This window comes from uncultured Nostoc sp., assembly GCF_937863485.1.
Lineage (GTDB): Bacteria > Cyanobacteriota > Cyanobacteriia > Cyanobacteriales > Nostocaceae > Nostoc.
In genome coordinates this window covers 57,130-80,109 of sequence record NZ_CALMFY010000104.1, presented here as the reverse complement: position 1 = coordinate 80,109, position 22,980 = coordinate 57,130, and the positions used below count along the sequence as shown (strand labels likewise).

At 42.2% G+C, this 22,980-nt stretch carries 16 protein-coding genes, 1 tRNA gene and 4 pseudogenes; 11 read left to right on the top strand and 10 right to left on the bottom strand.

Going from position 1 to position 22,980, the window contains the following annotated elements:
- Positions 1–35: 35 nt before the first annotated feature.
- The 5 genes from Q0541_RS14150 to topA form a co-directional block, all read right to left on the bottom strand.
- Positions 36–2,771 (bottom strand): HD family phosphohydrolase, encoded by a 2,736-nt coding sequence (locus tag Q0541_RS14150; protein ID WP_298911297.1) that lies wholly within the window; start codon positions 2,769–2,771, stop codon positions 36–38.
- Positions 2,772–3,258: 487 nt separating this feature from the next.
- Positions 3,259–4,200 (bottom strand): ADP-ribosylglycohydrolase family protein, encoded by a 942-nt coding sequence (locus tag Q0541_RS14145; protein WP_298911340.1) that lies wholly within the window; start codon positions 4,198–4,200, stop codon positions 3,259–3,261.
- 493 nt (positions 4,201–4,693) lie between these two features.
- Positions 4,694–5,155: a type II 3-dehydroquinate dehydratase gene (gene aroQ / locus Q0541_RS14140; RefSeq protein WP_298911295.1), complete on the bottom strand. Its 462-nt coding sequence runs from the start codon at positions 5,153–5,155 to the stop codon at positions 4,694–4,696.
- A 7-nt stretch (positions 5,156–5,162) separates the two neighbouring features.
- Complete coding sequence (locus Q0541_RS14135; protein WP_273767644.1) at positions 5,163–5,303, bottom strand: hypothetical protein; 141 nt, start codon at positions 5,301–5,303, stop codon at positions 5,163–5,165.
- A 265-nt stretch (positions 5,304–5,568) separates the two neighbouring features.
- On the bottom strand, positions 5,569–8,220 hold the full coding sequence (topA, locus tag Q0541_RS14130) for a type I DNA topoisomerase (RefSeq protein WP_298911292.1): 2,652 nt from the start codon (positions 8,218–8,220) through the stop codon (positions 5,569–5,571).
- Positions 8,221–8,555: 335 nt separating this feature from the next.
- On the opposite strand from topA, the gene Q0541_RS14125 reads away from it, so the two are divergent.
- Both Q0541_RS14125 and Q0541_RS14120 read left to right on the top strand, forming a co-directional pair.
- The gene (locus Q0541_RS14125; protein ID WP_298911290.1) at positions 8,556–8,948 is read left to right on the top strand and encodes a hypothetical protein; all 393 of its coding nucleotides are present in this window, start codon (positions 8,556–8,558) and stop codon (positions 8,946–8,948) included.
- Positions 8,935–9,984, top strand: coding sequence for a DUF6745 domain-containing protein (locus Q0541_RS14120; protein ID WP_298911288.1), 1,050 nt, complete (start codon positions 8,935–8,937; stop codon positions 9,982–9,984). The genes Q0541_RS14125 and Q0541_RS14120 overlap by 14 nt, the downstream gene beginning before the upstream one ends.
- Positions 9,985–10,302: 318 nt before the next feature.
- Here the strand turns inward: Q0541_RS14120 and Q0541_RS14115 are convergent.
- Positions 10,303–10,596: pseudogene (locus Q0541_RS14115) on the bottom strand (iron uptake porin); the annotation flags it as partial.
- Positions 10,597–10,816: 220 nt separating this feature from the next.
- Here Q0541_RS14115 and Q0541_RS14110 point away from each other — a divergent pair.
- Positions 10,817–11,503 (top strand): PEP-CTERM sorting domain-containing protein, encoded by a 687-nt coding sequence (locus Q0541_RS14110; RefSeq protein WP_298911286.1) that lies wholly within the window; start codon positions 10,817–10,819, stop codon positions 11,501–11,503.
- A 224-nt stretch (positions 11,504–11,727) separates the two neighbouring features.
- Here the strand turns inward: Q0541_RS14110 and Q0541_RS14105 are convergent, their stop codons facing one another.
- Complete coding sequence (locus Q0541_RS14105; protein WP_298911284.1) at positions 11,728–13,344, bottom strand: iron uptake porin; 1,617 nt, start codon at positions 13,342–13,344, stop codon at positions 11,728–11,730.
- 291 nt (positions 13,345–13,635) lie between these two features.
- Between Q0541_RS14105 and Q0541_RS14100 the strand changes: the two are divergent.
- Positions 13,636–13,861 (top strand): annotated as a pseudogene (locus Q0541_RS14100) (zinc ABC transporter substrate-binding protein); the annotation flags it as partial.
- A gap of 15 nt (positions 13,862–13,876) precedes the next feature.
- Positions 13,877–14,136, top strand: a pseudogene (locus Q0541_RS14095) (ATP-binding cassette domain-containing protein); the annotation flags it as partial.
- Between the two features lie 10 nt (positions 14,137–14,146).
- On the opposite strand, the gene Q0541_RS34450 reads toward Q0541_RS14095, so the two are convergent.
- Positions 14,147–14,320: a hypothetical protein gene (locus Q0541_RS34450; protein ID WP_366941873.1), complete on the bottom strand. Its 174-nt coding sequence runs from the start codon at positions 14,318–14,320 to the stop codon at positions 14,147–14,149.
- A gap of 60 nt (positions 14,321–14,380) precedes the next feature.
- Here Q0541_RS34450 and Q0541_RS14085 point away from each other — a divergent pair.
- Positions 14,381–14,453 (top strand) — tRNA-Phe (locus tag Q0541_RS14085).
- Positions 14,454–14,778: 325 nt separating this feature from the next.
- On the opposite strand, the gene Q0541_RS14080 is transcribed toward Q0541_RS14085, so the two are convergent.
- Positions 14,779–16,290, bottom strand: coding sequence for a BamA/TamA family outer membrane protein (locus Q0541_RS14080; protein ID WP_298911282.1), 1,512 nt, complete (start codon positions 16,288–16,290; stop codon positions 14,779–14,781).
- A 632-nt stretch (positions 16,291–16,922) separates the two neighbouring features.
- Between Q0541_RS14080 and Q0541_RS14075 the strand changes: the two are divergent.
- From Q0541_RS14075 to Q0541_RS14055, 5 genes and pseudogenes are all read left to right on the top strand, one after another.
- A pseudogene (locus Q0541_RS14075) lies at positions 16,923–17,094 on the top strand (DUF1822 family protein); the annotation flags it as partial.
- A 200-nt stretch (positions 17,095–17,294) separates the two neighbouring features.
- Positions 17,295–18,206, top strand: a complete 912-nt coding sequence (locus Q0541_RS14070) for a beta-1,6-N-acetylglucosaminyltransferase (RefSeq protein WP_298911281.1) — start codon at positions 17,295–17,297, stop codon at positions 18,204–18,206.
- 14 nt (positions 18,207–18,220) lie between these two features.
- Positions 18,221–19,336, top strand: coding sequence for a Gfo/Idh/MocA family oxidoreductase (locus tag Q0541_RS14065; RefSeq protein WP_298911279.1), 1,116 nt, complete (start codon positions 18,221–18,223; stop codon positions 19,334–19,336).
- A gap of 4 nt (positions 19,337–19,340) precedes the next feature.
- Positions 19,341–19,586 (top strand): HNH endonuclease, encoded by a 246-nt coding sequence (locus tag Q0541_RS14060; RefSeq protein ID WP_273767688.1) that lies wholly within the window; start codon positions 19,341–19,343, stop codon positions 19,584–19,586.
- Between the two features lie 36 nt (positions 19,587–19,622).
- Positions 19,623–19,868, top strand: coding sequence for a hypothetical protein (locus Q0541_RS14055; RefSeq protein WP_298911276.1), 246 nt, complete (start codon positions 19,623–19,625; stop codon positions 19,866–19,868).
- A gap of 50 nt (positions 19,869–19,918) precedes the next feature.
- Here the strand turns inward: Q0541_RS14055 and Q0541_RS14050 are convergent, their stop codons facing one another.
- Positions 19,919–22,633 (bottom strand): DUF3536 domain-containing protein, encoded by a 2,715-nt coding sequence (locus Q0541_RS14050; protein WP_298911274.1) that lies wholly within the window; start codon positions 22,631–22,633, stop codon positions 19,919–19,921.
- Positions 22,634–22,980 lie beyond the last annotated feature (347 nt).

Genomic DNA, 22,980 nt, shown 5'->3' with positions numbered 1-22,980 from the left:
GAAGCGTAATATACTTAAGGCTCAGGTAAAGCAACTTACGAATTCCGCGCAACACCACTAGCCTTCAACTTAGGATAAGCAATCCGTTTGTGGTGAAATTGCTGCCAAACATCCACAAATATCTGGGCAATCTGTGACATTTCTTCCCGTTTTAGTCCTGAATCTACGAGTTGATTGTCTTGCCATTTGGCACGCAGAATATTATTGAGCATTGCTAAAGCTTGTTCGGTGGAGACATCTTTGAACGATCGCTTCTCTCCCACAGATTTAGCCGATGCTTGCAGCGATCGCAGCGCTGCTTCGCAAGAATCTGCTAACATGACAATTCCGGTTTCCCGTGATTGGGGAATTGGACCATCGTAGCGAAAATCTGCGTCGTCTACTGTTAAACTTGGATCTGACTGAGCCATTTGCTGGGCTTGGTGATGGAAATAGGCAATCAGCATCGTTCCTTGATGCTCTGGAATAAAAGCTTGAATCGCTGTAGGCAAAAGGTGTTTACGCGCCATCACTAAACCTTCAGTTACGTGCTTTTTGATAATTTCTACACTCTTCCAAGGGTCTTTAATCTCGGTATCGTGTTTATTCGGCCCCCCCATTTGATTTTCAATAAAGCCAAGGGGGTCGTGCATTTTGCCAATATCGTGGTATAATGTACCAGCCCTAACAAGTTCGACATTGCATCCTAGTTCTTTGGCAGCAGCTTCGGCAAGGGTAGCCACAAACAGTGTATGTTGAAAAGTTCCAGGAGTTTCAGTAGCGAGTCGTTTTAATAAAGGGCGATTAGGGTTTGCCAGTTCTGCCAAGCGGATTGGCGTGACTAAATCAAAAACTTTTTCTAGATAAGGACTCAAGCCTAAGGCTACAATACTCCAGCCTAAACCAGATAAAGCAAACAATCCGGCTTCTCGGAGGACGATATACCAGGTTGAACCAAATGCTTGACCAATTAAGATTTTAACAACTAGATAAATACCACCCTGAGTTAAGGCGATCGCAACACCTAATAATGCTAATTCTTCACGCGATCGCAATCGTTGTGCAATGTAACTACCTAATATTGCTCCCCCAACACCAGCTAAAAGCGCAGCCTTGCTTATATCCAAGCTAATGCCCAATATCGGCAACAGCAGTCCGACAACTGTCAAGCCCAAAGTGGGGCCGTAGAAGCTTCCCAACAATAAACCAAGGGCACTCCAGGTTGTATAAGGCAATCCGATCGTGATCACTCCTGGCACACTCAGAGTCAGCAGTAACACCAACAGGCGATCGCGTTGTCGCAATTCGTAATGAATATGCCGTTCTACCCAGACAAAAATACTAATGGCGATCGCAATCACGCCTGCTAACTTCACCAATTCTTGCCAGTTTAGCTCCCAGCGAATCAGGTGATAATGCTCCAACACCTCAAAGTTCCATGCAGTAATCTGCTCTCCTTTTTTGACAATCACCTCACCATGTCGGATCTTCACCATCACGGGTGGCACCCCAGCAGCAGCCTTTTGAGCGTTTTGCCTCGTTTGTTCTTCATCTTCTTGCAGATTCGGCTTCAGTACAGCTAACAACAGCTTCTTTGCCAAAGTTTCAGCGAATTCTGGTACAGAGGTCTGCAATTGTAAACTCACTGCATTCTCTAAGATATTTTTTGGCAGTCCTTGTGGGATGCCTTGGGTGAGAATCCGCTCTGCACTTTGATGGATTCCCATTTGTGTTTTTTCCCACTCCACATCTGACAAATCCAAAAGCAGGGATTCCTCGTATACTACTTCTGGGGTAACAGTCTCTAATTTTAAAAGTTTGGCAGTGGCTTGGGTGTATCTTTGGCGTGCTTGGGAAATTTGGGCAATCAGTAAAGACAAGTTTTTCTGAGAAGTTGTGACACGGTAAGATTCTAGTTCTGCTACTGCTTGAGTAAAGTCAGTGTTTTGAGAAAAATCAACTGGCTCTGTCTTTTCTGGATTCTGAGAATCAAATTTGGGTATTGGGCGCGGCTGGTGTTCCTGATTAGGTGCAGCTATAGATGATGAACGGGAGGCGGCGGTTCGTCCTGTTCCTTTCTTCTGCTGATTTTTACTATTTTCTACAGCTATTAGCAGTGCTTGCCATTCCGGGTTAGGACAAGAGCGGAGATAACGCTGGATAGAGATGGACAAAACTACAGGATCAAAAAAAGGAAAAGATCCAGCAATGGTGCGAATTTCAGAGCCATCATTCAGAAGTTGTTGCAAATTTTCGTTGATTTGTTGATTCATTCGTGCATCAACCATCAACATTTGTAAGGAACTTTTACTAACGGCTTTGCGCTCGGCTTCTGTTTTTTTCTGATCTTCAATGCTAGCTGTGTAAGGCGCTCTAATCGTTTGGGGCGCGGGATTTCCTACTTGGAGTTGAGTTTGGTTGTATAATTTATGGCCAATAACGCCTGTGAGGGAGACTACAGCGATCGCTAAAATCACCAAGAAACGCTGTTCATGCACCCAATTTAAACCGACTGTATGAATGCTACTCTTAGTTTTGACCGATTCTGCCTTTGACTTGAGCGCTGTTTCTTGTTTTTGGCGATGCCGACGGCGGGCTGCACCTACGCTTTTGTCATTAGTTTTTGATAAAAATAAGATTACATTCTTAAGAATAGTCTTTAGAAGTTCCCTTCTATGGCTTTTGCTTTTGGGACTTCTCATTAACTTTCCTTTACGGCGTAGTCCTTTGTACTGTCGCCGCCAGTGAGTCAATTGCTGGGTTAAGAACTGCAAAAATTGCTGGATTTTCATTATCTCTGCCTGCAATTGCTGACTTTGATAGCTCAAAATAAGACAATCATCAGGGAAGTTTTATCTGCGGCTGCTGCAACTACGGTGGCGGGGGCTTTTTTGTTGTCGATTTGCCACAATAGCTACCTACAGAATCAGTCTGAGGGTTTGCTGAAAAATTCTAGTATATAAGACTAGTACATTGTGGCGTCAGTTTGCCTAAGTAAGTGGGCGTGAATAATTAGAGGTTTGTAATAAGCAGCTCCAGACCTATTTTAAAGGCTGAAGGTCTTACTAGGAGCTAATTTAATTAATTTTACATTGCGTAACATAGTTTGATTTATTCTTGCCCAGTTACTTACCTTTAACAAGAACCTTAAGACCTAAGTTTTGTTTGAGATGGTAGCTGGATTTTTGGCAAGCTGTACTAGTAAGTTTTTTAGTTATTGGCTAGATTGTGTAGTTTTCAGAGTTTGGCATCCGCACTGTTGTTCGGTGAAAATTAGGATTAACGCGAGCGAATAACGCGAGGAGCTGCGTAAACTGCAAGCAAAGCCTCAGCTCCCTCCTCTGTTAACTCACTTGAATGCAGGGCAAAATTATACACTCCTGACCACACTGCCACAAATGTATCGATTAATTTTAACATTTGGGAAAAGCTAGTTAGTCCCCATAGCGAAGAATTCCTCTGCAAAAGCAAGACTTGCCAATTTACGGGAATTCCACCTGTACCGTTATATGCTCCTGATAAAGCACCAGTAATTGCACTTATAGGCTGTAAGCTTAGAGGCGTAGCATCTTCCACTTTGAAATTGCGATTGTGAGTAGCCCGCAAAACTGCAAGGCGAAAGTCTTCCAAGGTACTCAAAAAGCAGTAAAATGCCATAGCAATAGTATTACTTAGCTTTTCTTCTCTAGCAAACTCAGCTTGTGCCCTTGACAATGCAGCCCCTTGCCCTAATAAATTTTGAACTCTTAATAATTTTTTTGGTATTGATGTCGGTGTTTCTCCGAGAAAAGAAATTATTTGCGGGATGAGGGTTAGGGGGTTGAGTTTTTCAGTTAAGGCAAGAGATATTGCATATCCTACTGCTAGTGTTCCATCCCTTACTACTGGGTCATCCTCCCAGATTTTGAGTACATGCAGCAAGTTTTGTCGGAGCTTAATTGGATTTTCGTGAAAAAAAAGCGTTACTGGTAGTGTCGCAAGAATTATTTTTATCGAGATGTCATCAGTTGCTGCTAAATGAAGAGATTCTTGTTGCTGACGCCCGATCCAATCATCTAAATCTAATCTACCCAAGGCAATCAAACTTTCAGTACCCAAAACCGCCATTCTGCCCAAATCCAGGTAACTCTGAGACTTGATTTTACCACCAGTGGCTAAACTTTCCCCTAGTAATGCTCCGAGTAAAGTACCTCTAAACCGACTTATAGGAGAATAACGCATACAATTTTGGATTTTGGACTTCGGCTTCTCTACAAGACGCTCTTGCGTTCGTTCAGTTGAAGATTTTAGATTGAAAAATTTAATCCAAAGTCTAAACTCTAAGTAGGTAGACATCAATAGGGTAGCGCAGCGTAAAGCCTGCGGCATGGCAACTCTTAAAGACGCTCTTGCGTTCGCTTAGAGCTATGTTGGAGCGTCTGACTCTTGGCGCAGCCTCTCGTAGAGAACGGGCATCGTCTCCCCTTAGGAGAAGACCGCAGTGGCTCCAGGGACTTTCAGTTAAAAAAACAATCCCATCCCTGCGGGACGCTCCGCGAACGTAGGGGCGCAAGGGCTTGCGCCCCTACAAATGGACAAATAATTTTGGATAATTTATTTTTTGTCAGTCCCCCACTTCTCACATTGAGGCAGGCTAACGCCAAAAGATAAGACCGCGCTAACTTACTACAAACTTTAATTTATTTACGCCTAGCTACTTATAACTGATTCATCCTTAATCTTTTCTTAAAAAATTCACCAAAGCTTGTAAGCCTAACAAGTAACTTTGTCCGCCAAAACCACTTATTTGCCCGATTGCTACTGGAGCGATGTATGAATGATGGCGAAAATCTTCCCGGCGGTAAATATTACTCAGATGTACTTCTACTGTGGGTAAATTAACAGCAGCGATCGCATCTCGCAATGCCACACTTGTATGGGTATATGCCCCTGCATTAATCAAAATTCCCTGATGTTGTCCTAATGCCCCATGAATAGTATCTACCAAAATTCCTTCATGATTTGACTGCACAGGAAAAACTTTCGCCTGTAACTTGAATCCTTCTTCTTCTAACAGGCAGTTAATTTGAGCTAGTGTCAAAGAACCATAAATTCCTGGTTCTCGCTGTCCTAGCAAATTCAAGTTTGGCCCGTGCAGTGCCAGAATGCTTAACGGTTGTAAAGTCGAGTTCAGCACTTTCGGGCTAGTGGCGACGACGCGAGCGATCGTTCACAGGAATCGGAATCAGTTCCGGTTCCGGTTCAGCCTCTGGTCCTAACAGGCTCTCAATTAGCCTACGCGCTAATTCCTTAAGCTTTTCCACTACCTTTTCTATATAGTCCATGAACTGACCGCTCCTGAGATACTACCTCAATTTTTGATTAACAGGTACGCAGAAAATGACATATTTTCGCACCTCTGGCTTCCAACCGGGCTGATCCACAATCCCGTATTTGGGACATAAGCCACTTCTAAAATTTGGCGTTGTGTTTTCCCTTACTTTTTAGAGTATCACATTTGCACCTACCGAACTGCATCCTATTAAGGATGGATATTAAGGGTCAAGAGTTTAAGAATTAAGGATCGGACTTTGGACTCTTGACTTGCAATTAACCTTCTGTACCCTTTTTTTTCGCAGCAGCCGGTGATGACTTAGCAGTTGACTTAGATTTGGAACTCGTTGATTTACTCGTTTTGCGAGTCGATTTCGCTGTCGATGCCTTAGCTGCCAATAAGTTCAGCGCCGCAGCCAGGGTTACATCTTCTACCGATTGACCTTCTGGGATACTCACATTAGTTTTGCCATGCTTGATGTAAGGGCCATAGGGGCCATCGTAGATGTTAATTGTTTCCCCATCCTCTGGATGTGTACCCAATTCGCGTAAGGCTGCCTTGGACTTGCTGTTGGTAGAACTGCGCCCCTTTTTTGGTTCGGATAATAATTCTAATGCACGTTCTAGGTTAATTGTCAATACATGATCAGTAGCTTTCAGGGAGCGGTAGTCTTTCCCCTCTTTACCCTGGTCATGAACGACATAAGGGCCAAAGCGTCCCAAACTTGCTTGGATTTTGCCGCCAGTGACTGGATGAACTCCCAATGTCCGGGGTAATGCCAACAGACCAACAGCCATTTCCAGGGTAACGGTTTCCGGGGTGACACCTTTAAGTAGGGAGGCTTGTTTCGGTTTGGGGTTTTCGTCGGTTTTATCACCCAATTGGACATAAGGTCCATAAGCACCAATTTTCACATAAATCGGTTCGCCAGTTTCGGGATGCCGACCTACCTGGTCAGGGCCTGTAGTTTTTTGACGCAGCAATACTTCTACCTGTTTGGGGTCGAGGTCTGCTGGTGTCAGGTCTTTGGGAATTGAGGCGGTGATAACCCCCTCACCATTTCCGACTTCAATGTAGGGGCCATATTTACCAATGCGGACTTTGGCATCTAGATTCTCCAGTTCTACAGTCCTAGCTTTGGTGGCATCAATTTGACTTTCCCGTTCTTTTACCAGGGTTTCCAGCCCTTTTTCTCCCAGATAGAATTGCTGCAAGTAGGGTAGCCATTTCGCTTCACCTGTGGCAATGTCATCAAGGGTTTGCTCCATTTTCGAGGTAAAACTGGGATCAACGATGTCCGGGAAATGTTTTTCCAGCAAGTCGGTGACAGCGAAAGCGGTGAAGGTAGGAATGAGAGCGTTACTCACCAATTGGGCATAACCCTTGTCGATAATCGTGCCAATGATGCTGGCATAGGTACTGGGACGACCGATACCTTCGCTTTCCAAGGTTTTTACCAAAGTAGCTTCGGTGTACCTAGCTGGTGGTTGGGTTTCATGACCAACTGCTTCTAAATCTGTACAATTCGGATGATCTCCCACTTTCAGATTCGGCAAAATTACTTCCTGGTCTTCCAGTGCTGCTTCTGGATCGTCTGAACCTTCGACGTAGGCACGTAAGTATCCAGGAAATTCAATCCGTTTGCCAGAAGAACGGAATCCAGCGTCCTCAACTTGCAATTGCACGGTAATTTGAGTTTGGCGGGAATCAGCCATTTGACAGGCGACAGTCCGCTTCCAAATCAAATCATAAACGGCAAGTTCTCGACCGCCCAAAGCAGTTTCTTGGGGGGTGCGGAAGGTGCTACCTGCTGGACGAATTGCTTCGTGCGCCTCTTGTGCGCCTTTGGATTTGGTAGTGTATTGCCGAGGTTGGGGACTGAGGTATTGTTGACCGTAAAGCTTTTCTACACAACTCCGAGCAGCTGCGATCGCCTGATCTGACAAATGCACTGAATCTGTCCGCATATAGGTAATATACCCTTGCTCGTATAAATTCTGGGCAACCCGCATCGTGTCACGGGCTGAGAGGCGCAGTTTCCGGTTAGATTCTTGTTGCAGCGTTGAGGTGGTGAACGGTGGCGACGGTTTGCGCGTCACTGGGCGTTCTTCGATGTCGGCAACATTCCAGGTTTTCCCAGTCAGGCGTTCCTTGAGGGCTACCGCTTGGTCAACGTTTAGCAACAAGACATTGCGACCTGCGGTAATTTGTCCAGTCGTTGCGTCAAAATCGCTGCCGTTAGCTATTTTACTTCCTGCCAATGTGACCAACTGGGCACCAAAGGGGGTTTTTTCCTTTGACAAACTGGCTTTCAAATCCCAGTACGTACCTTCATGGAAAGCACGGCGTTGGCGTTCTCTAGTCACTAAAAGTCGCACGGCTACAGATTGCACTCGCCCAGCAGATAATCCCCAGGCGATTTTTTTCCATAGGAGTGGAGACAAGGTATAGCCCACCAGTCGATCCAAAATCCGCCGCGTTTCTTGGGCGCGAACCAACTGCTCATCGATATTGCGGCAGTTTTTCAGAGCTTTTTTGATCGCGTCTTGGGTAATTTCGTGAAACACCATCCGCTTAGTCGGAACTTTCGGCTTGAGCAATTGGTATAAATGCCAACTAATGCTTTCACCTTCCCGGTCTTCGTCCGTTGCCAGAATCAGTTCATCTACATCTTTGAGGGCTTCTTTGAGCTGGGTGACAATTTTCTTTTTGTCTTTCGGGACAACATATACCGGTTCAAAGTCGGCGTCCACATTTACCCCTAGCTGCGCCCATGTTTCCCCTTTGACGGCAGCGGGAATTTCACTAGCCGACTGGGGGAGGTCACGCACATGACCCATAGACGCCTCCACCCGATAGCCTGATGGCAGGTAGTTGCGAATGGTACGAGCTTTGGTTGGAGATTCGACGATGACGAGAGTTGACATGGAAATTTCAATAAAAAGAATAGCTGCTAAGCTAAACAGTCAAATTGAGGTAATTTTTGCAAATTGTCAAGATAAAAGGTCGCGCTTAGGGCGGTGATTTAATCCTCACATAAACTGCCTGCTTGGGAGAAAATGCGCTGAACTTAGGGCCCAGTCTTTCTCAGAGGATAGGGGAGGGTAACGCTGGGTGTGAATTTCCAGCTATTTCAATCTTTAACTTATCTAACGCATAATTGGCGACTACAGTTTTCAAAATACCCCGCAAGAAGTGTAATACGACGATATCTTTTGTCAATGAGGGGACTGGGGACTGGGGACTAGAGAAAATTTTTTTAATGCCCAATGCCCACTTTCATAAAGCTTGTGCCAAAATTAAACCAAACTTGAGAGCAAAAGCGAAGTGGGGTTTGTGCCCATGTCAGGAAAGCAAAACCATGCAACCGATTCGTCAAGGTGATGTAATCTTACTGCCTGTGCAGCAAATTGAAGGACAAAAAATACCTCACTTAACTTTGGCAGAAGGCGAAGTTACCGGGCATAAACATCGCATTACTGAGGGAAAGGCAGAATTATACGAAAAAGATAGCACACTCTATTTGCGTGTGTTTTCAGAGTCGGCATTGCTAGCTCATGAGGAGCATAAAGCTATTTCTATTCCCCAAGGTGATTGGATGGTGAAAATTCAGCGGGAATACGAGCCTGAAGGTTGGCGATATGTCGCTGATTGAAAAGTTAACGCCTGAGCAAGAGGTTTTGATTCCAGTTTATCGGGAAAAGTGGAGAGCGATCGCGCTTTCAACTGAGCGAATTGATCGTGCAAAAGCGGCCGAGGTGGTAAAAGCTGCTTATGTATTTGTGGGATTATCTGAGCCTGAGATTTTATTTTTTGATAGTCCCTATGCTGCTTGGGCTGCCATTAATGGTGACTTGGAGAGCAAATTGGAATATAAGTTATATCAGGGATTATGGAAGTTAATTTTTGGTTTGCGTGAGATATATCAACAGCTACATATAGAAATTATTAATAAATTAAGTGCAGAATTTTCTAGCGATGCTCATATTTTATTAAGGCAAGATTCATTGTACTTAGGTATACCTTTCATAAATGAATTAGATGATACAGAGCAAGATGTCGCATCATTAATAGATTGCTGTATTTCCCCTACAAAAATCCTTCTTAATGGAATTGATAAGGATTTTTGTATTTCAGTGTTAAATTGTACTCATAACTCAAGAAAATGGAATTTATTTCAGGCGATAATTAAGGATTGTGGTTGGATTTTTACATTTGAAAAAATTTGTATAGTATGCGATCGCCCCCTTCATCTGCGCTTTGACAATCAAAATCGCCTCCACGCTGAAGGTGAACCCGCGATTGAATTTACCGATGGATATAGCTTTTACTCCTACCACGGTGTAACCTTACCTGAAAAATACGGGAAAATCCAACCTGAACAATGGCAAGCTGAATGGCTTTTATCAGAGGAAAACGCCGAACTACGCCGAGTGTTAATTCAGGGTATTGGTTACGCTCGAATTTGCCAAGAACTACAAGCTATTGAATTAGATAATTGGCAAGAATATACACTATTAAAAATTGATAATAATGTGGATATCGAGCCGATTTATTTATTAAAAATGACTTGCCCTAGCACAAGCTTTATTCACGCCTTGCGTGTTCCACCGAATATGAACTCAGCGCGTGAGGCAATTTGCTGGGTAAATTGGGGAATAGAACCAGAAGAATTTGCTATACAAACATAACGGCTTCAGGGACTTTCCCCATTTAGAACCACACTAAAAAAGTGTAAGACTATTACCTTTCCTTCTGGTCATGGGCTAAATGAGAATGAAATAGCCCTGGAATTTCTATATTGTTTTTAAATATCAAGCCCAGCATTTTTGCTAGGTTTTATTTTTGAGATCACACAAAAAACAAAAGACGTAAAAGATAAATTTGCATCTTATTTGGAAATTTTTAAAATTATACGACTTACGCAAAAAACCTCTCAAACTCTCATTCCTCCGTGTACTCTGTGTCTCTGTGGTTCGTTCTTTCATAACCCGTGCGTAAGTCCTGAATTAGAAAATGAATGTGGTTCTGACTATACCAATGACGATATCATCGTTTTGATTGTTATGATCTGGCGCTATTAGCCAGATAACTCCTGGGATAATGCTGATATTGTCACTCAGCTTATATTGATAGAAATCTTCAATGTGATATGAAGTGTCTGGATCTTTGTTAATACCTGCATTCCTGAGAGAATTGCTCACACTGGTAACTTTAGGTTCCATACCCACAATAATGCCTGCAATGTTACCTTTTTTACCAAGATTTGGGAAAGCCAGTGTGACGGTAGAGTTCCAGATGTTAGCTCAAATAATAATACAGGTTTAATATTCATCTACGTATATATATATAAGATATTTTAGTTTGCAATTATCTTCACATCCTATATTTTGAATAGCTTTTTGCTATCTTCAGATTTATTGGCTCAATAAATAGTTTTGGTAAAAATGATTCTTGCCTACTACACAAATACTCGGATGATATGCCAAGGTATGGGTATCAAATATTTAAGGGACTAAATCAATGTCTACTGTACAAAAACTATCATTAGCCTTAGTTGGAACAGCGGTTGTTTTGATGAGTGCTAACCCAGCTAACGCTATAACCCTGAGTAAAGGAAGCACAACTCCTACTCCAAATGGGATATTCTCTACTGTTCCTGGAGCTACAACGATCGACTTCAATAACGGGATAAACGATCCAAACGGAGTTGCTACTTACTCTACACCTAATGCAATTGTCCAAGGGGATCAACCTGGTCAATATGCTGCACCGGCTGGTGATAAAAGTCCATATTTAACTATTTCTCCCCTAGACTCCAACGTTCAAGGTAACACTGGTCCTGTGACGATTAATTTTAATAAAGCACTTAATTACTTTGGCTTGCACTGGGGTTCAGTTGACACGTATAATTCGATCGCATTTTTTAACGGCAGTACTCTGTTGAGAACCTTTACTGGAAGCGATGTTTCTACTCCTCCTACCGGTAATCAGACTATTCCTCAAGACAATCTTTTCGTTGATTTCTTCGCAGATCCGGGAGAGACTTTTGATAAAATAGTTTTAAGCTCAACTGGTATTGCATTTGAAAGTGATAACCATAGCTACAGACTAGCTAGTGTGCCTGAACCTACTACAACATTGGGCTTGCTAGCGTTCGGTGTTATGAGTGCTGGTTCATTTGTGAAACGTAAATCAAAGTTGGTTTAAAATCATCTATTTACACTGTTTGAAAAACTAACAATGTCGTTCTCTTTTTAAGATATAAAACCTAGGGTTTAAAATCATCTATTTACACTGTTTGAAAAACTAACAATGTCATTCTCGTTTTAAGATATAAAACCCAGCAAAAATGCTGGGTTTTTATTTTGAAATCATCTAAAAAAGGGAAGATGCAAAGAATAAATTTGCGTCTTCAGGCAAGATTGTAAAAATTAGAAACTGAATGTGGTTCTCAGTGCGCCAATCACAACATCATCGTTGTCATTGTTATGATCTGGGGATGTTAACCAGATGACTCCTGGGGTAATGGTGATATTGTCAGTCAGCTTATACTGGTAGAACGCCTCTAGATGATAGGATGTATCCGCATCTCTATCTAGTCCTGGGACGTTAGAACTTGTCACTCTAGGCTCTACACCAGCTATGATACCTGCTAAGTTACCTTGTTTACCGAGGTCGGGAAAGCCGAGAGTGACGGCATAGTTCCAAATGTCAACATCTCCACGATTCCCATTTAATGTGCGGCTGTTGGTGTATCCAGCCCAACCACCTAAGACGATGTTATCAGTGATGCCGATAGATGCTTCGACACCGTAAGAATTACTGGAAAATCGGGAATCTAGCGCACCATCGCCATCTAAATCCAAGGGCGCGAGAGTTGCTGCATTGCTACCCGTGAGTAGTGGCTGATTATAGGAATTGATGTAAGTTAAACCAAAAGAAATGCGATCATTTGGTTTAACCGTCAGCTGCGCCAACGCCCCGTAAGAACCATTAAATAAACCATTATTGAGTGTAGGGTCATTAGCTGTACCACTCAAATACCCTAGACTCAGTGCCAATTTATCACTGAACTCGTGCGTTATTGCCAACCCCGCGCCATTTATCTGGCCATAAATTGGGTTGCGTGTACCAAAGGTGGACAAAGCACCAAAGGAGCCATCACCGTCAAAGAGATTGACAGTACTGGTAATATCATCTGCTGCTGCTGCGTTGGCAAGAGCAGTAACCTCTGTTCTTTCACCCAGAGGGAATTTGTAATACAAGGCATCTATAAAAGCATTAGTGGTACCATCACCAGCAAAGAATAAGTTACCCTCTGGTGTACCAATGTTAGGGCTGAGAATATTATCAGCCTGGATTCTGGTGAACAGCGTATCTTTCCCTGTGAAGCTGGTCACCAATTCTATCCGCGCCCGTAACCCTAAAGTTGTATTCTTATCTGTAATTTCCGCACCGTTGACTGTATTTCCTGACAAAACATCGCTGGCGACTGCGATAACTTCTCCCTGTAGTTTGGTTGTGGTTGAAAACCGATTCGCCTCCAATTCAGCACTGCGTGCTTCTACTGCATCTACACGACCTCGGAGTGTCGCAAGTTCTGCTGAAAAATCTTCTTGCAGCTTTTGTAATGTGGCTAAATCTTGTTTGTTAACTAAATTGCCAGTGGCTGTAGCAATAAGTTCGTTAACGCGGTCAAGACAAGCATTCAAACCAGCAGCAAACTCATATCGCGTTAATGCCCGATTACCACGATAAGTGCTATTTGGGTATCCGGCAATACAGCCATAGCGCTCAACCAAAGACTGCAATGCTTGGAATGCCCAATCAGTAGGTTGTACATCGGAAAATTGAGACACGGAGGTAACTTGCGCCATTGTTTGATCTGGCGCTGTGTTCGTAGCTCTTGTGTCTGGATTAGCTAAAACTTGTGCTTGATTGATTTCAGACGTGCCAGATGTTTCACCTGCAAATGTAGCAGTATTCACAAATAGCATTACACCGCAGATTGCTGGACTAACTAGCAGATATTTACAGAATTTTTGCATTTTTCTCCTCACATTGATCTCCAATTCACACCCAAACCACATTTTTTAAACGTGTATTTTATGAGAATATTTGTCAATAATCTTATCAGAAGTAAGCAAACTTTTTAACAAAAAAGTCAAGAAATCCTAATTATCCAGGGAAAACTAAATTGCAGAGGGCTGTACCGTCTGAAAAAGTTTTGTTGTTATTCATTGCACAGGAAACCCAGAATGATATTCTCTGACGATTTTAAGAATGAGAATCATTATATTGTAAAATTTAGAAAAAGGCAATCCGCTATTATCTTTGATGATGCGTTTCCATATTTAGTTAAACGCTATAACCTCAAGCAAGTTGCTGTGGTGCAAATTCCCGAAGATCAACTTTCACCAACAGATGTGTAAAATGCAGTCAATGCTGTGAAAAAGTACAAAGTTAAAGCTTTATTTAGTGAACCAGGAGTAGATAACAAATTTAACCAGCCTTTCCAAAGACTTGAAGTTAACTTTGCGTCCTTTGGATTCTCTGGAAACTGGTGGAATAGAAGTAGAAGCTTTACGGCAAACCGATGCTTATAATTTACAGCATCAAGCTATTGGTACTCTTAGCGGTGGTGAACTTAAGCGGGTTTTATTGGCTTATTGTTTGGTAATGCCTTAGAAACTGTTGGTACTAGATGAAGGGTTTGCTAGTGTTGATGTGCAAGGTTCAGCAGATTTTTACGCTTTGCTAAATGAATTAAGGCGGGAGGAGGGTTGGACGTATTGCAAGTTTCTCATGATATTTATATCGTAAATCGCCATTGCGATCGCAACTGATGAGTCACCACTTTAGCTGCTTTTTAGTCATGTCGGTGATAGTTGGTTCCATCAGCAGCATTGCTGGCATCATTGTCGCAGATATTTTCAGCCTTGTTTCTGGCCCGTTTCTGCTATTTGTAGCCGTTTTGATCTGGTTCAAGTTGAGATTGAAAGCTGCATAAATATTTTTCTCCAAAGACTTGCTATTTTCTTTGATGTTTGCTACATTTATTAATCGTGGGTCACAAAAGCCCCAGCCGGGATAGCTCAGTTGGTAGAGCAGAGGACTGAAAATCCTCGTGTCACCGGTTCAAGTCCGGTTCCTGGCATACTTTACAGCAAAATTGACTTCTGACATAACGCATAAAGTGGCATGAATCTGGCATAAAGCAAAAGCTGATTACCAGTTATGTTGGACAAATGGCTTGTAGCGTGTCGCAAATTGCATATCCCGAACTTGCTGCCCTTACTAAAATTTGAAATAATAATTTGACATCAAATGCTCCTTTGTTTTAAGCGAAATATTTTCTGATAAATATTTAATAGTGTCTGATAAAGTTTCTTGAGTTTCGATATACTCAGTGTATTTGTTAATGAATGATAGCAAAAAAGTATCGGTTAACGCAAAGAAACGCAAAGTAATCACAGTTGGGATTAAAATCGCTGACCTGTAGTAACTTCAAATCTAACTTCTCCTTGGTCGCTAATTCCTAAGTCGCCTCGAATCAGCCCAAAGGATGACTTCAGTCTCAATCCTAAGCCGTAGCCAAAGCCACTTCCAGGTTTGTCTCGCAGCACTCCTGGTTCTCCTAGCACGGTTTCGCTAGACCCGAAATCTGAGGCTAAGTCACTAAAGAGAATTCCTCCTATTGACTGAAAAATTGGGAAACGATATTCCACAGAAGCTAAACCATAACTCCGACCACTGGCAACTTTACCATAACCATAACCTCTAACAGAATTTAGCCCACCAATATTAAAAGCATCAGCTGGTGGAAAGTCTCCAAAAGTTGTGCCAATTTGTAAATTAATAGCCAACATTTCTGGATTGTCGGTTGGTCTACCATTACCTATCCAACTGACTGGTAAATATTGAATATAGTCTCCCCGTAGGCGGTTGCTGGAAATATTACCCAGTCCAATGGGAATCGCCTGTTCTGTACTGAGGGTGAGGATTGATCCTTGAGTCGGATTGTCTCGGCGATCGCGTTGATCTCTGGATACAGCAAATGATACTGTAAATAGGTCATCAATGCCAGTACCGCTGACAGATAGGGGACTCCCTAATCTATCGACCTGTGCAACGTTATACTCTTGATCGCGGAGGCTAATCCTGGTATAGTTGAGAGCCACAGATGTATCCCAGTCATCGAAAGAGCGTAAGAGTCCCACAGAAGCGCCAAACCTTCCCTCCCGCACTTTGTTGCCGTTAGCCAATCTGATATCTTCGTTGAAAGTTCCCGATACATTTCGACTACGAAAACTTCTAATGCTATAGCCTAAGCGGTTTGGTTCTTCAGGACGATAACGACTAATGAACTGACTATTAAACTGGACATCTTTAGTGCTAAACTGCACAGTTGTATCTAATTTATCGTTAAGACCGCTGATATTTGCATCTTTATAACCTACCCGACCGTATAGCCCAACATCATCGTTACTACCGCCTCCTAAGATTAGAGAAGGGAAGCGACGCTCTTTGATTTTATAAATGATATTAACACTGGAGGCATCTTCTTCTCGATCAACATCTACTTGATTAAATGACTCTAATCTCCTCAATCGTTGCAAGTCTGCTTGAAGCAAATCCTCACGGAATACCTGACCGGGTTTGAGTCTGAGCAGACCTATGATAAAATCTGTCTGAGTCCGCCCTTTAATTGACTGACCTTTGTCATCGAGTGACTCATTTTTGTGATTAATAAAACGAATCTGGATGTTTTTGACAACTTTTTGGGAAAATTCCAGCGCTTGGCTATCTCCTGAAGTCGCTCCTATATAATTACCATATTTGGCATACCCTCCCTCTATATGGATCGTAGCTTCCGGCGTCACAATACCACTAGCCCCATCCTGAGTAGAAGATTGCGAGTCTGCAAGGGCTTCTGGATTTTTCCCACCCACTAACATTACCGCGATCGCAACTACAGTTATTTGAACTCGCATATTGAAAATCTGTTAGTGTTATTAAGTTTACGACATAGAGCGAATCTATTGTGCGTAAGTCTTATAGTTCTGAAGGAGGAGGCATCAGGAACATCTCAAGAAGTGTAAAAATAGCTGCTAAATTCTGCTAAATATCTACGCAAGTATGATTATTTTACCCCGAAGTCTCTCAATACCCCAAAGATGGCAATAGACATCTGGTGAAAAAGAATGTAGAGACGCGAAATTTGCGTCGCTACAAGGGTTCTGGATAACGCATATTTAATTTCACCAGATGTCTAATGATTCGTGGGAGTGGCTTGACAATCTTACCGGAAGTCAACAACAATCCCTAATCGATAAAATTGTAGCCCAAGAAGAACGAAGTAGAATCTCTCAGTAAACAGAGATTAACAAAATTTTAGTAGTGGCGATCGCTCAACTTGAACCGCAATTACAGGAGATTGTACAACTTTACTACTGAGTGCGGCTAGGGTGCTGGGTGTTGATCAAATGCAACCAGAGGCTATTTTATCTTGTCAACTAGTCTAAACTCCAGGAATTCTTCTTGCGTTTAAATTCGTAGGTCTCAAACATGCATTAAATAATGGAACGCAAGAATCTTCTTTTCGATTATCCAAAATTTAAAGTTCGGTCAAATCTACGAATTGCTAATTATACCACAAGGCGAACCAGACGTGGCGCTTTGAGTTACGTAACCTCACTGTAGGTGCAGCCATTCCGTGTGGTTTTAAACTCCGACTACTCACTGAAGATTTACAGCCCTTTCCCAATAACGAAGATATCACTATAACCGCCGTAAAATAACTTTATGTATAAATTGCTTTAAAGCCTTTCAATAACTTATTATATCGAACTCTGGTTAGCATGATACAATCTTAAAGTTTGCCTTTATATCTGGTTCTTTTTTAAGTTTTCATCATTTCGTAATGAAGCTTAAATTAAATCCTATAGGATGAGGGTAACAAAAGAAACAAATTTGTTTCTCTACCAAGATAATTTTTATGAGAATAGCATATATAATTTTAGCACATAATTATCCTGAACAATTGGCACGGCTTATTTTTAAATTGAATACAGATGATGTTTCATTTTTTATCCATATAGATAAAAAAACAGATAAGACAATATATTCTCAGATATTTAATCAATTAAATAAATTATCCAATGTATTTTTTGTCAAGAGATATAATTCCCACTGGGGAAGTTTTAATCTGGTAAAAGCTACTTTAGAAGCAATAAATCTAATAGGGAAAACCGGGCTGGAATTTGATTATGTTATATTTTTATCAGGTCAAGACTATTTGATAAAAACAAATGCATATATCAAGAGATTTCTTGAAGAAAATCAAGGCAAAGAATTTATAGAATATTTCCCCCTACCTGATAGTCAATGGAAAGAAGGCGGTTTAATAAGAATAGAATATTGGCACATATTTTGGAATGATCAATATTTTTGTATTCCTGAAAAGCGTGAATTTAAATCTCCTATTGTATCTTTATTATATTCATTTTTAATTTTGCCTTTAGTTAAAAAACGCAAACTTCCTGAAGGCTTTGCTATTTATGGAGGTTCTCAATTTTGGTGTTTAACAGGAGAATGTATAAAATGGATAAATATTTTTGTCAAGCAAAATCCTAAGTTTGTTAAACGTTTTAATTACACTTATTGTACAGATGAGATATTTTTTCAGACACTTATCTTAAATTCACCTTTTAAAGATAAGGTAGTTAACGATAATCTGAAATATATAGATTGGGGTGGCGACATTAATGCCTATCATCCAATAATTTTAGAGAAAAAGGATTTTGAAAAAATCAGGCAATCAGAAAAATTATTTGCTAGGAAGTTTGATCCAAGGAAAGACTCGGATATATTAGATATGATAGATAAAATGATATTATTAGGTAAATAGTAACTTGTAGAAGTATGCGAGTAAAGGATGATGTGATTGGGATTGCGATCGCAGGCACTGGATTTGGTCAAAAAGTCCACATCCCTGGATTCAAAGCACATCCTCAAACTGAGGTAGTTGCTGTTTATCACCGAGATATAAATAAAGCCAAAGCGATAGCAGAATCCCATAATATTCCTCACGCTTACGATTCACTTACAGATATTGTGGCATTGCCAAAAGTGCAAGCAGTCAGCATCTCTACGCCGCCATTTTTGCACTATGAAATGGCAAAAGCTGTACTGCAAGCTGGGAAACATTTATTACTAGAAAAACCGACAACCTTAAATGCAGTTGAAGCTAAAGAACTTTATCAGTTAGCTAGAGAAAAAAGCGTCATTGCAACTGTAGACTTTGAATTTCGCTTTGTACCTGCATGGCAGTTATTTGCTGAACTATTGTCAGAAAACTATGTGGGTAAGTTGCGCTTAATTAAAATTGATTGGTTAGGTTCTTCTCGTGCTGATACTTCACGCCCTTGGAATTGGTATTCTGAAAAAGATAAAGGAGGTGGTGCATTAGGGTCTTTGGGTTCTCACGCTTTCGATTACATTCACTGGTTATTCGGGCCAGTCCGGAGATTAAACGCCCATTTAACTACTGCTATTCCCACACGAATTGACCCTGTTAGTGGGGAATCTAAGCCAGTCAATACAGATGACAACTGTATATTAACGCTGGAATTAGCAAATGGCACACCTTGCCAACTTTCGATCAGTGCGGTTGTTCATGCACCAAGAACCCATTGGATAGAAGTATATGGCGATCGCGGTACATTAATTGTGGGCAGTGAAAATCAAAAAGATTATATACATGGCTTTCGTGTTTGGGGTTCCCAGCCAGGTAAACCTCTAACGGAAATAGAAATACCGAATCGGTTAATTTTTCCTAAAAATCATGCTGATGGGCGCATTTCTGCATTTATCCGCGTAGTAGACCAATGGGTGCAAGGAATTGACCGCAATCAGGAAATTACACCATCGCTGCGAGAAGGAATTTATTCTCAGTTGTTGATGGATTTATCCCATGAATCTCATACAAAAGCAAGTTGGGTAGATGTACCCAGCTTGGAAGGATTTCTTCGCAACTAAGGAAATGAGCAAAACTCCCCGCATTCGTATCCCACTGGAAGTAAAGAAATATGTCTTTCAACGTGACAAATACCAATGCCAAAGCTGCGGTAAAACTACTGGAGAAACTAACCTGAGTATTGACCATATCATTCCCCTTGCCCGTGGTGGTCAAAACGATATCAGCAATCTCCAAACTCTCTGTCTTACCTGCAATCAGCAGAAAACAGACAACATTGATCCCCGCTTCCGGCGATATTTTCAGCTTTAAGTTAGGATCAGATGGGCTATTAGTTTCTGATTATCTATGCCTCAAAATCACAATAGCAATTCCTTAAGATTCCTCAATATTAGAACTACGATTCTCTACCTCTTCGCTGTCATAGCTGTTTTAGTAGTAGCCTTTCCTTGGCTATATGAGATTAAAACGAAAGCTGGGATCGATATATCACCTGGACGCCATGCAGGAACCTTTTTTGAGAAACATACCCACGGACTCTTCAAGTGTGAGTGGCTTTATCCATACCATTGCGATCGCCCCCAGGTTAAGTAAAAGAAGTTAAAAAGAAAAGGGGATTATCCCCTTCTCTGTGTGTGAGATTTTTATCCTAACTGATTTGAGATCATGCTGACATCAACGGCTAACTTTTTGCCCAAGTTGAGCAATTGAAGACACTGATTATCTCCTTCATTCTCAAGGCTAATGACACACACCGGCGCTATCTGACTGTGCAGACAACTAAAATATAGCTCTTGCGAGCGCTGTAGAGAAATATCGATATTTAATTGATCCCCGACATCAATCAATCGCTCCAATAGTTGGATATCTGCATTAAAACTACCATTGGCATCATGCAACAATTGCCAAAGCGATCGCGCAATTAACTGTTCTAACATCTGCTTACCGTCGGGAATATTCAGCCGACAACGCAGATGTTTTGCTTCAGTAGCGATCGCCTCCAATTCTAATATGTGATTCCAACTCTTTTGGGGATCAGCGATATCTTGCTCAAGCCATCGCAATGTGATCAGACAGCGATGCCCTAAAGCAATATCTGCTGCTACCTGCAATTCTTGCGGTACTGCTATTTCATCTCGATGAAACGCCATCAGCACCCCATAATTATCACGGTAGGCTTGGGTATACAATTGTCCTAAACGTGTCAGTGTTTCCTGACTAAGCAACTGCATAATCCGGTGGCGTTCTTCAGCAAATAGATTTTGTAAGCTGAAAGCCATTTTTCCAAATAGCTGTGTCATCACCAAGATAGTATGAGCCGCACTAGCTTGTTGCAGTGCCCCAAACAGCTTTTCTTTGATTTGGCTGTAGTCACGCCGCCCGGTAAATTGTTGAATGCAGCAGTGGAAATCCCACCCTCCTAAATGCAGAACTGCAAATACCAAATGCTCACTTTCCCAAGTAATCTCTGATACCAGCTTTAAATTTCCCACAGCCAGAGTTAGCGATCCCATGCGTTGCAGTTGGTAATCCAACTCATTGGCAGCATAGCAATAAACTTTTTTGTGGTAACGCTGAGACTGTTTGTCCGCAGCATCTTTTCTCGGCAGAGAATTGCGCGTCTCTACTAGTTTGTGATTGCTAAATAGGGAAGTAATCGCGTAATGGGCTGCTACTTGCTTAAAGCCAAGCTGGGCAGTTAACACCAGTTGCCGATAAATTTCCCCACCGTGTTTGAAGTCATCCACATTACTGGGGGCTAAACCAAGACGTTTAACGAAGCCTTTTTCCAACTGCACACCAGCCACATCCCCCGCCAATTCCAAAGCCCGGGCGGCGTAGCGCAAAATTTGCGTCCCCTCTGGACGGGAAATTTCTTCAAAAAACCAGCCGCAACTAGTGAACATTAACAAAGCGTGACGCTGCATTTCTAACAGGCGCAGGGCGTCTACTTGTTCGGCTGCTGTTAGTTTGTGGGTTTGATGACGGGAGAGGAAACGGTTGACATTGCCAGCAGAGCGATCGCGCATCACTTGGATATATTCATCTCGTGCCTGCCAGGGATCACGAAATAACTGCCTCCCATGTTCCTCATACACCTCAATTAGCTGATCCCGCAGCCAATTTAGAGCATTCCGCAAGGGACGACGCCATTTCTGATGCCAAACGCTGCCTTCTCCACCGCAACCACAGTCATCTTCCCATCTGCCGACACCGTGGGCGCAACTCCAAGCCGTGACTGACTTCAATTCCACTTCCCAACTGGGAGAATTTAAGCTCAGGTAGTGGGCGAAGTTTGTCACCGTCCAACTCTGTTGAGGAAACTCTCTGGTAAAGGCGTAGGCTAAAGTTTTCTCAGTTCCCTTCTTGTGATGTCCGAAGGTTTCCCCATCCGTCGCCACAGAGATTAACTGGGTTGGCCGATGATCCCCACGCACTGCTGAACCGATACGTCCAGCAAAGTGAGTCGAATTATAAACGACATCACTAAAACCCATGTCCCGCGATATCGGGCCATCGTAGAAAAAGATATCAATATAAGGTAATTCTTCTGTACGACTATCCTTGGGACTAGTGGGGATCGTACTCAGAGTTGAAGATGAACTGCCTAGTGTGGGCTGCAAATAACAACGATAGGGACGAGTGGAATCAATCTGACTACCACCGACTTCGATCCATTCCGGATTGGGATCATCTTGAGTGGGGAGGGGACGGCAACGTAGTGCTTGGGACGGTGCAAGGATAATGAAGCGAATACCCTCAGCAACAAGAGCTTCTAAGGTGGCATAGTCCACACCGGTTTCTGCTAGCCACATGCCTTCGGGATCGCGTCCAAAACGGGAGCGGAAGTCTTCTTTACCCCAGCGAATTTGGGTATATTTGTCGCGTTCGTTCGCCAGAGGCATGATGATGTGATTGTATACTTGCGCGATCGCATTGCCGTGACCATGCAAGCGTTGGCTACTCTTGGCATCCGCCTCTAAAATTCGCTGATAAACCTCCACATCGTAGCGTTCTAGCCACGACATCAGCGTTGGTCCAATATTAAAACTAAAATACTCATAATTGTTGACGATCTCTACCACTTCGCCTCGGTCATTTAAGACTCTGGCAAAAGCATTCGGGCGATAGCATTCCCAATGAATCCGCTCATTCCAGTCATGGAAAGGTGCAGCGCTCGGTTGGCGTTCAATTGCGTCCAGATAAGGGTTTTCCCTTGGTGGCTGGTAAAAATGACCATGCACCGTCACATAAACACCATTGGCCTTTCTCAGGGGATCGGTTTCTTTGGTGTTATTGGGATCTGAATCTAATATTAACGTTGAGCCACTAGCTGGCATTTGGTCAGCAGAAGTCATGTATATTTATCCAAAACAAAAAACTTACAGTTGCACCGAAAAGTTTGTGCATAAACCTTTCTCCAATGGTTTGAACACAAAATCCGGTATAAACAACAACTATGGAATCCAACCTAATTTTTGACAAAGCAGTCTTATTGTAGTGGGAAATCTGCGTTATCGCACAGCGTAAAGTCCGTTGGGCGGTGCCGACTATAAAGGAACTTTGTAAGACAGCCCTTTCCCTGAAGGCTCAAAATAATCAGCCATTGAACAAAAACTCAGTTAGGGGTTTTCTCTTCTTCAGCGCCAATCAAAATTTTAATTGTCTTTTAATATATTAAACCCCATTCCTGGTGTAATAATTT

What these genes read in the sequence shown, in the direction of transcription:
- Q0541_RS14150 (WP_298911297.1), bottom strand. Translation starts at nt 2,771, where the DNA reads ATGAAAATCCAGCAATTTTTGCAGTTCTTAACCCAGCAATTGACTCAC.
- Q0541_RS14145 (WP_298911340.1), bottom strand. Translation starts at nt 4,200, where the DNA reads ATGCGTTATTCTCCTATAAGTCGGTTTAGAGGTACTTTACTCGGAGCA.
- Q0541_RS14135 (WP_273767644.1), bottom strand. Translation starts at nt 5,303, where the DNA reads ATGGACTATATAGAAAAGGTAGTGGAAAAGCTTAAGGAATTAGCGCGT.
- topA (WP_298911292.1), bottom strand. Translation starts at nt 8,220, where the DNA reads ATGTCAACTCTCGTCATCGTCGAATCTCCAACCAAAGCTCGTACCATT.
- Q0541_RS14125 (WP_298911290.1), top strand. Translation starts at nt 8,556, where the DNA reads ATGCCCAATGCCCACTTTCATAAAGCTTGTGCCAAAATTAAACCAAAC.
- Q0541_RS14120 (WP_298911288.1), top strand. Translation starts at nt 8,935, where the DNA reads ATGTCGCTGATTGAAAAGTTAACGCCTGAGCAAGAGGTTTTGATTCCA.
- Q0541_RS14110 (WP_298911286.1), top strand. Translation starts at nt 10,817, where the DNA reads ATGTCTACTGTACAAAAACTATCATTAGCCTTAGTTGGAACAGCGGTT.
- Q0541_RS14105 (WP_298911284.1), bottom strand. Translation starts at nt 13,344, where the DNA reads ATGCAAAAATTCTGTAAATATCTGCTAGTTAGTCCAGCAATCTGCGGT.
- Q0541_RS14080 (WP_298911282.1), bottom strand. Translation starts at nt 16,290, where the DNA reads ATGCGAGTTCAAATAACTGTAGTTGCGATCGCGGTAATGTTAGTGGGT.
- Q0541_RS14070 (WP_298911281.1), top strand. Translation starts at nt 17,295, where the DNA reads ATGAGAATAGCATATATAATTTTAGCACATAATTATCCTGAACAATTG.
- Q0541_RS14065 (WP_298911279.1), top strand. Translation starts at nt 18,221, where the DNA reads ATGCGAGTAAAGGATGATGTGATTGGGATTGCGATCGCAGGCACTGGA.
- Q0541_RS14060 (WP_273767688.1), top strand. Translation starts at nt 19,341, where the DNA reads ATGAGCAAAACTCCCCGCATTCGTATCCCACTGGAAGTAAAGAAATAT.
- Q0541_RS14055 (WP_298911276.1), top strand. Translation starts at nt 19,623, where the DNA reads ATGCCTCAAAATCACAATAGCAATTCCTTAAGATTCCTCAATATTAGA.
- Q0541_RS14050 (WP_298911274.1), bottom strand. Translation starts at nt 22,633, where the DNA reads ATGACTTCTGCTGACCAAATGCCAGCTAGTGGCTCAACGTTAATATTA.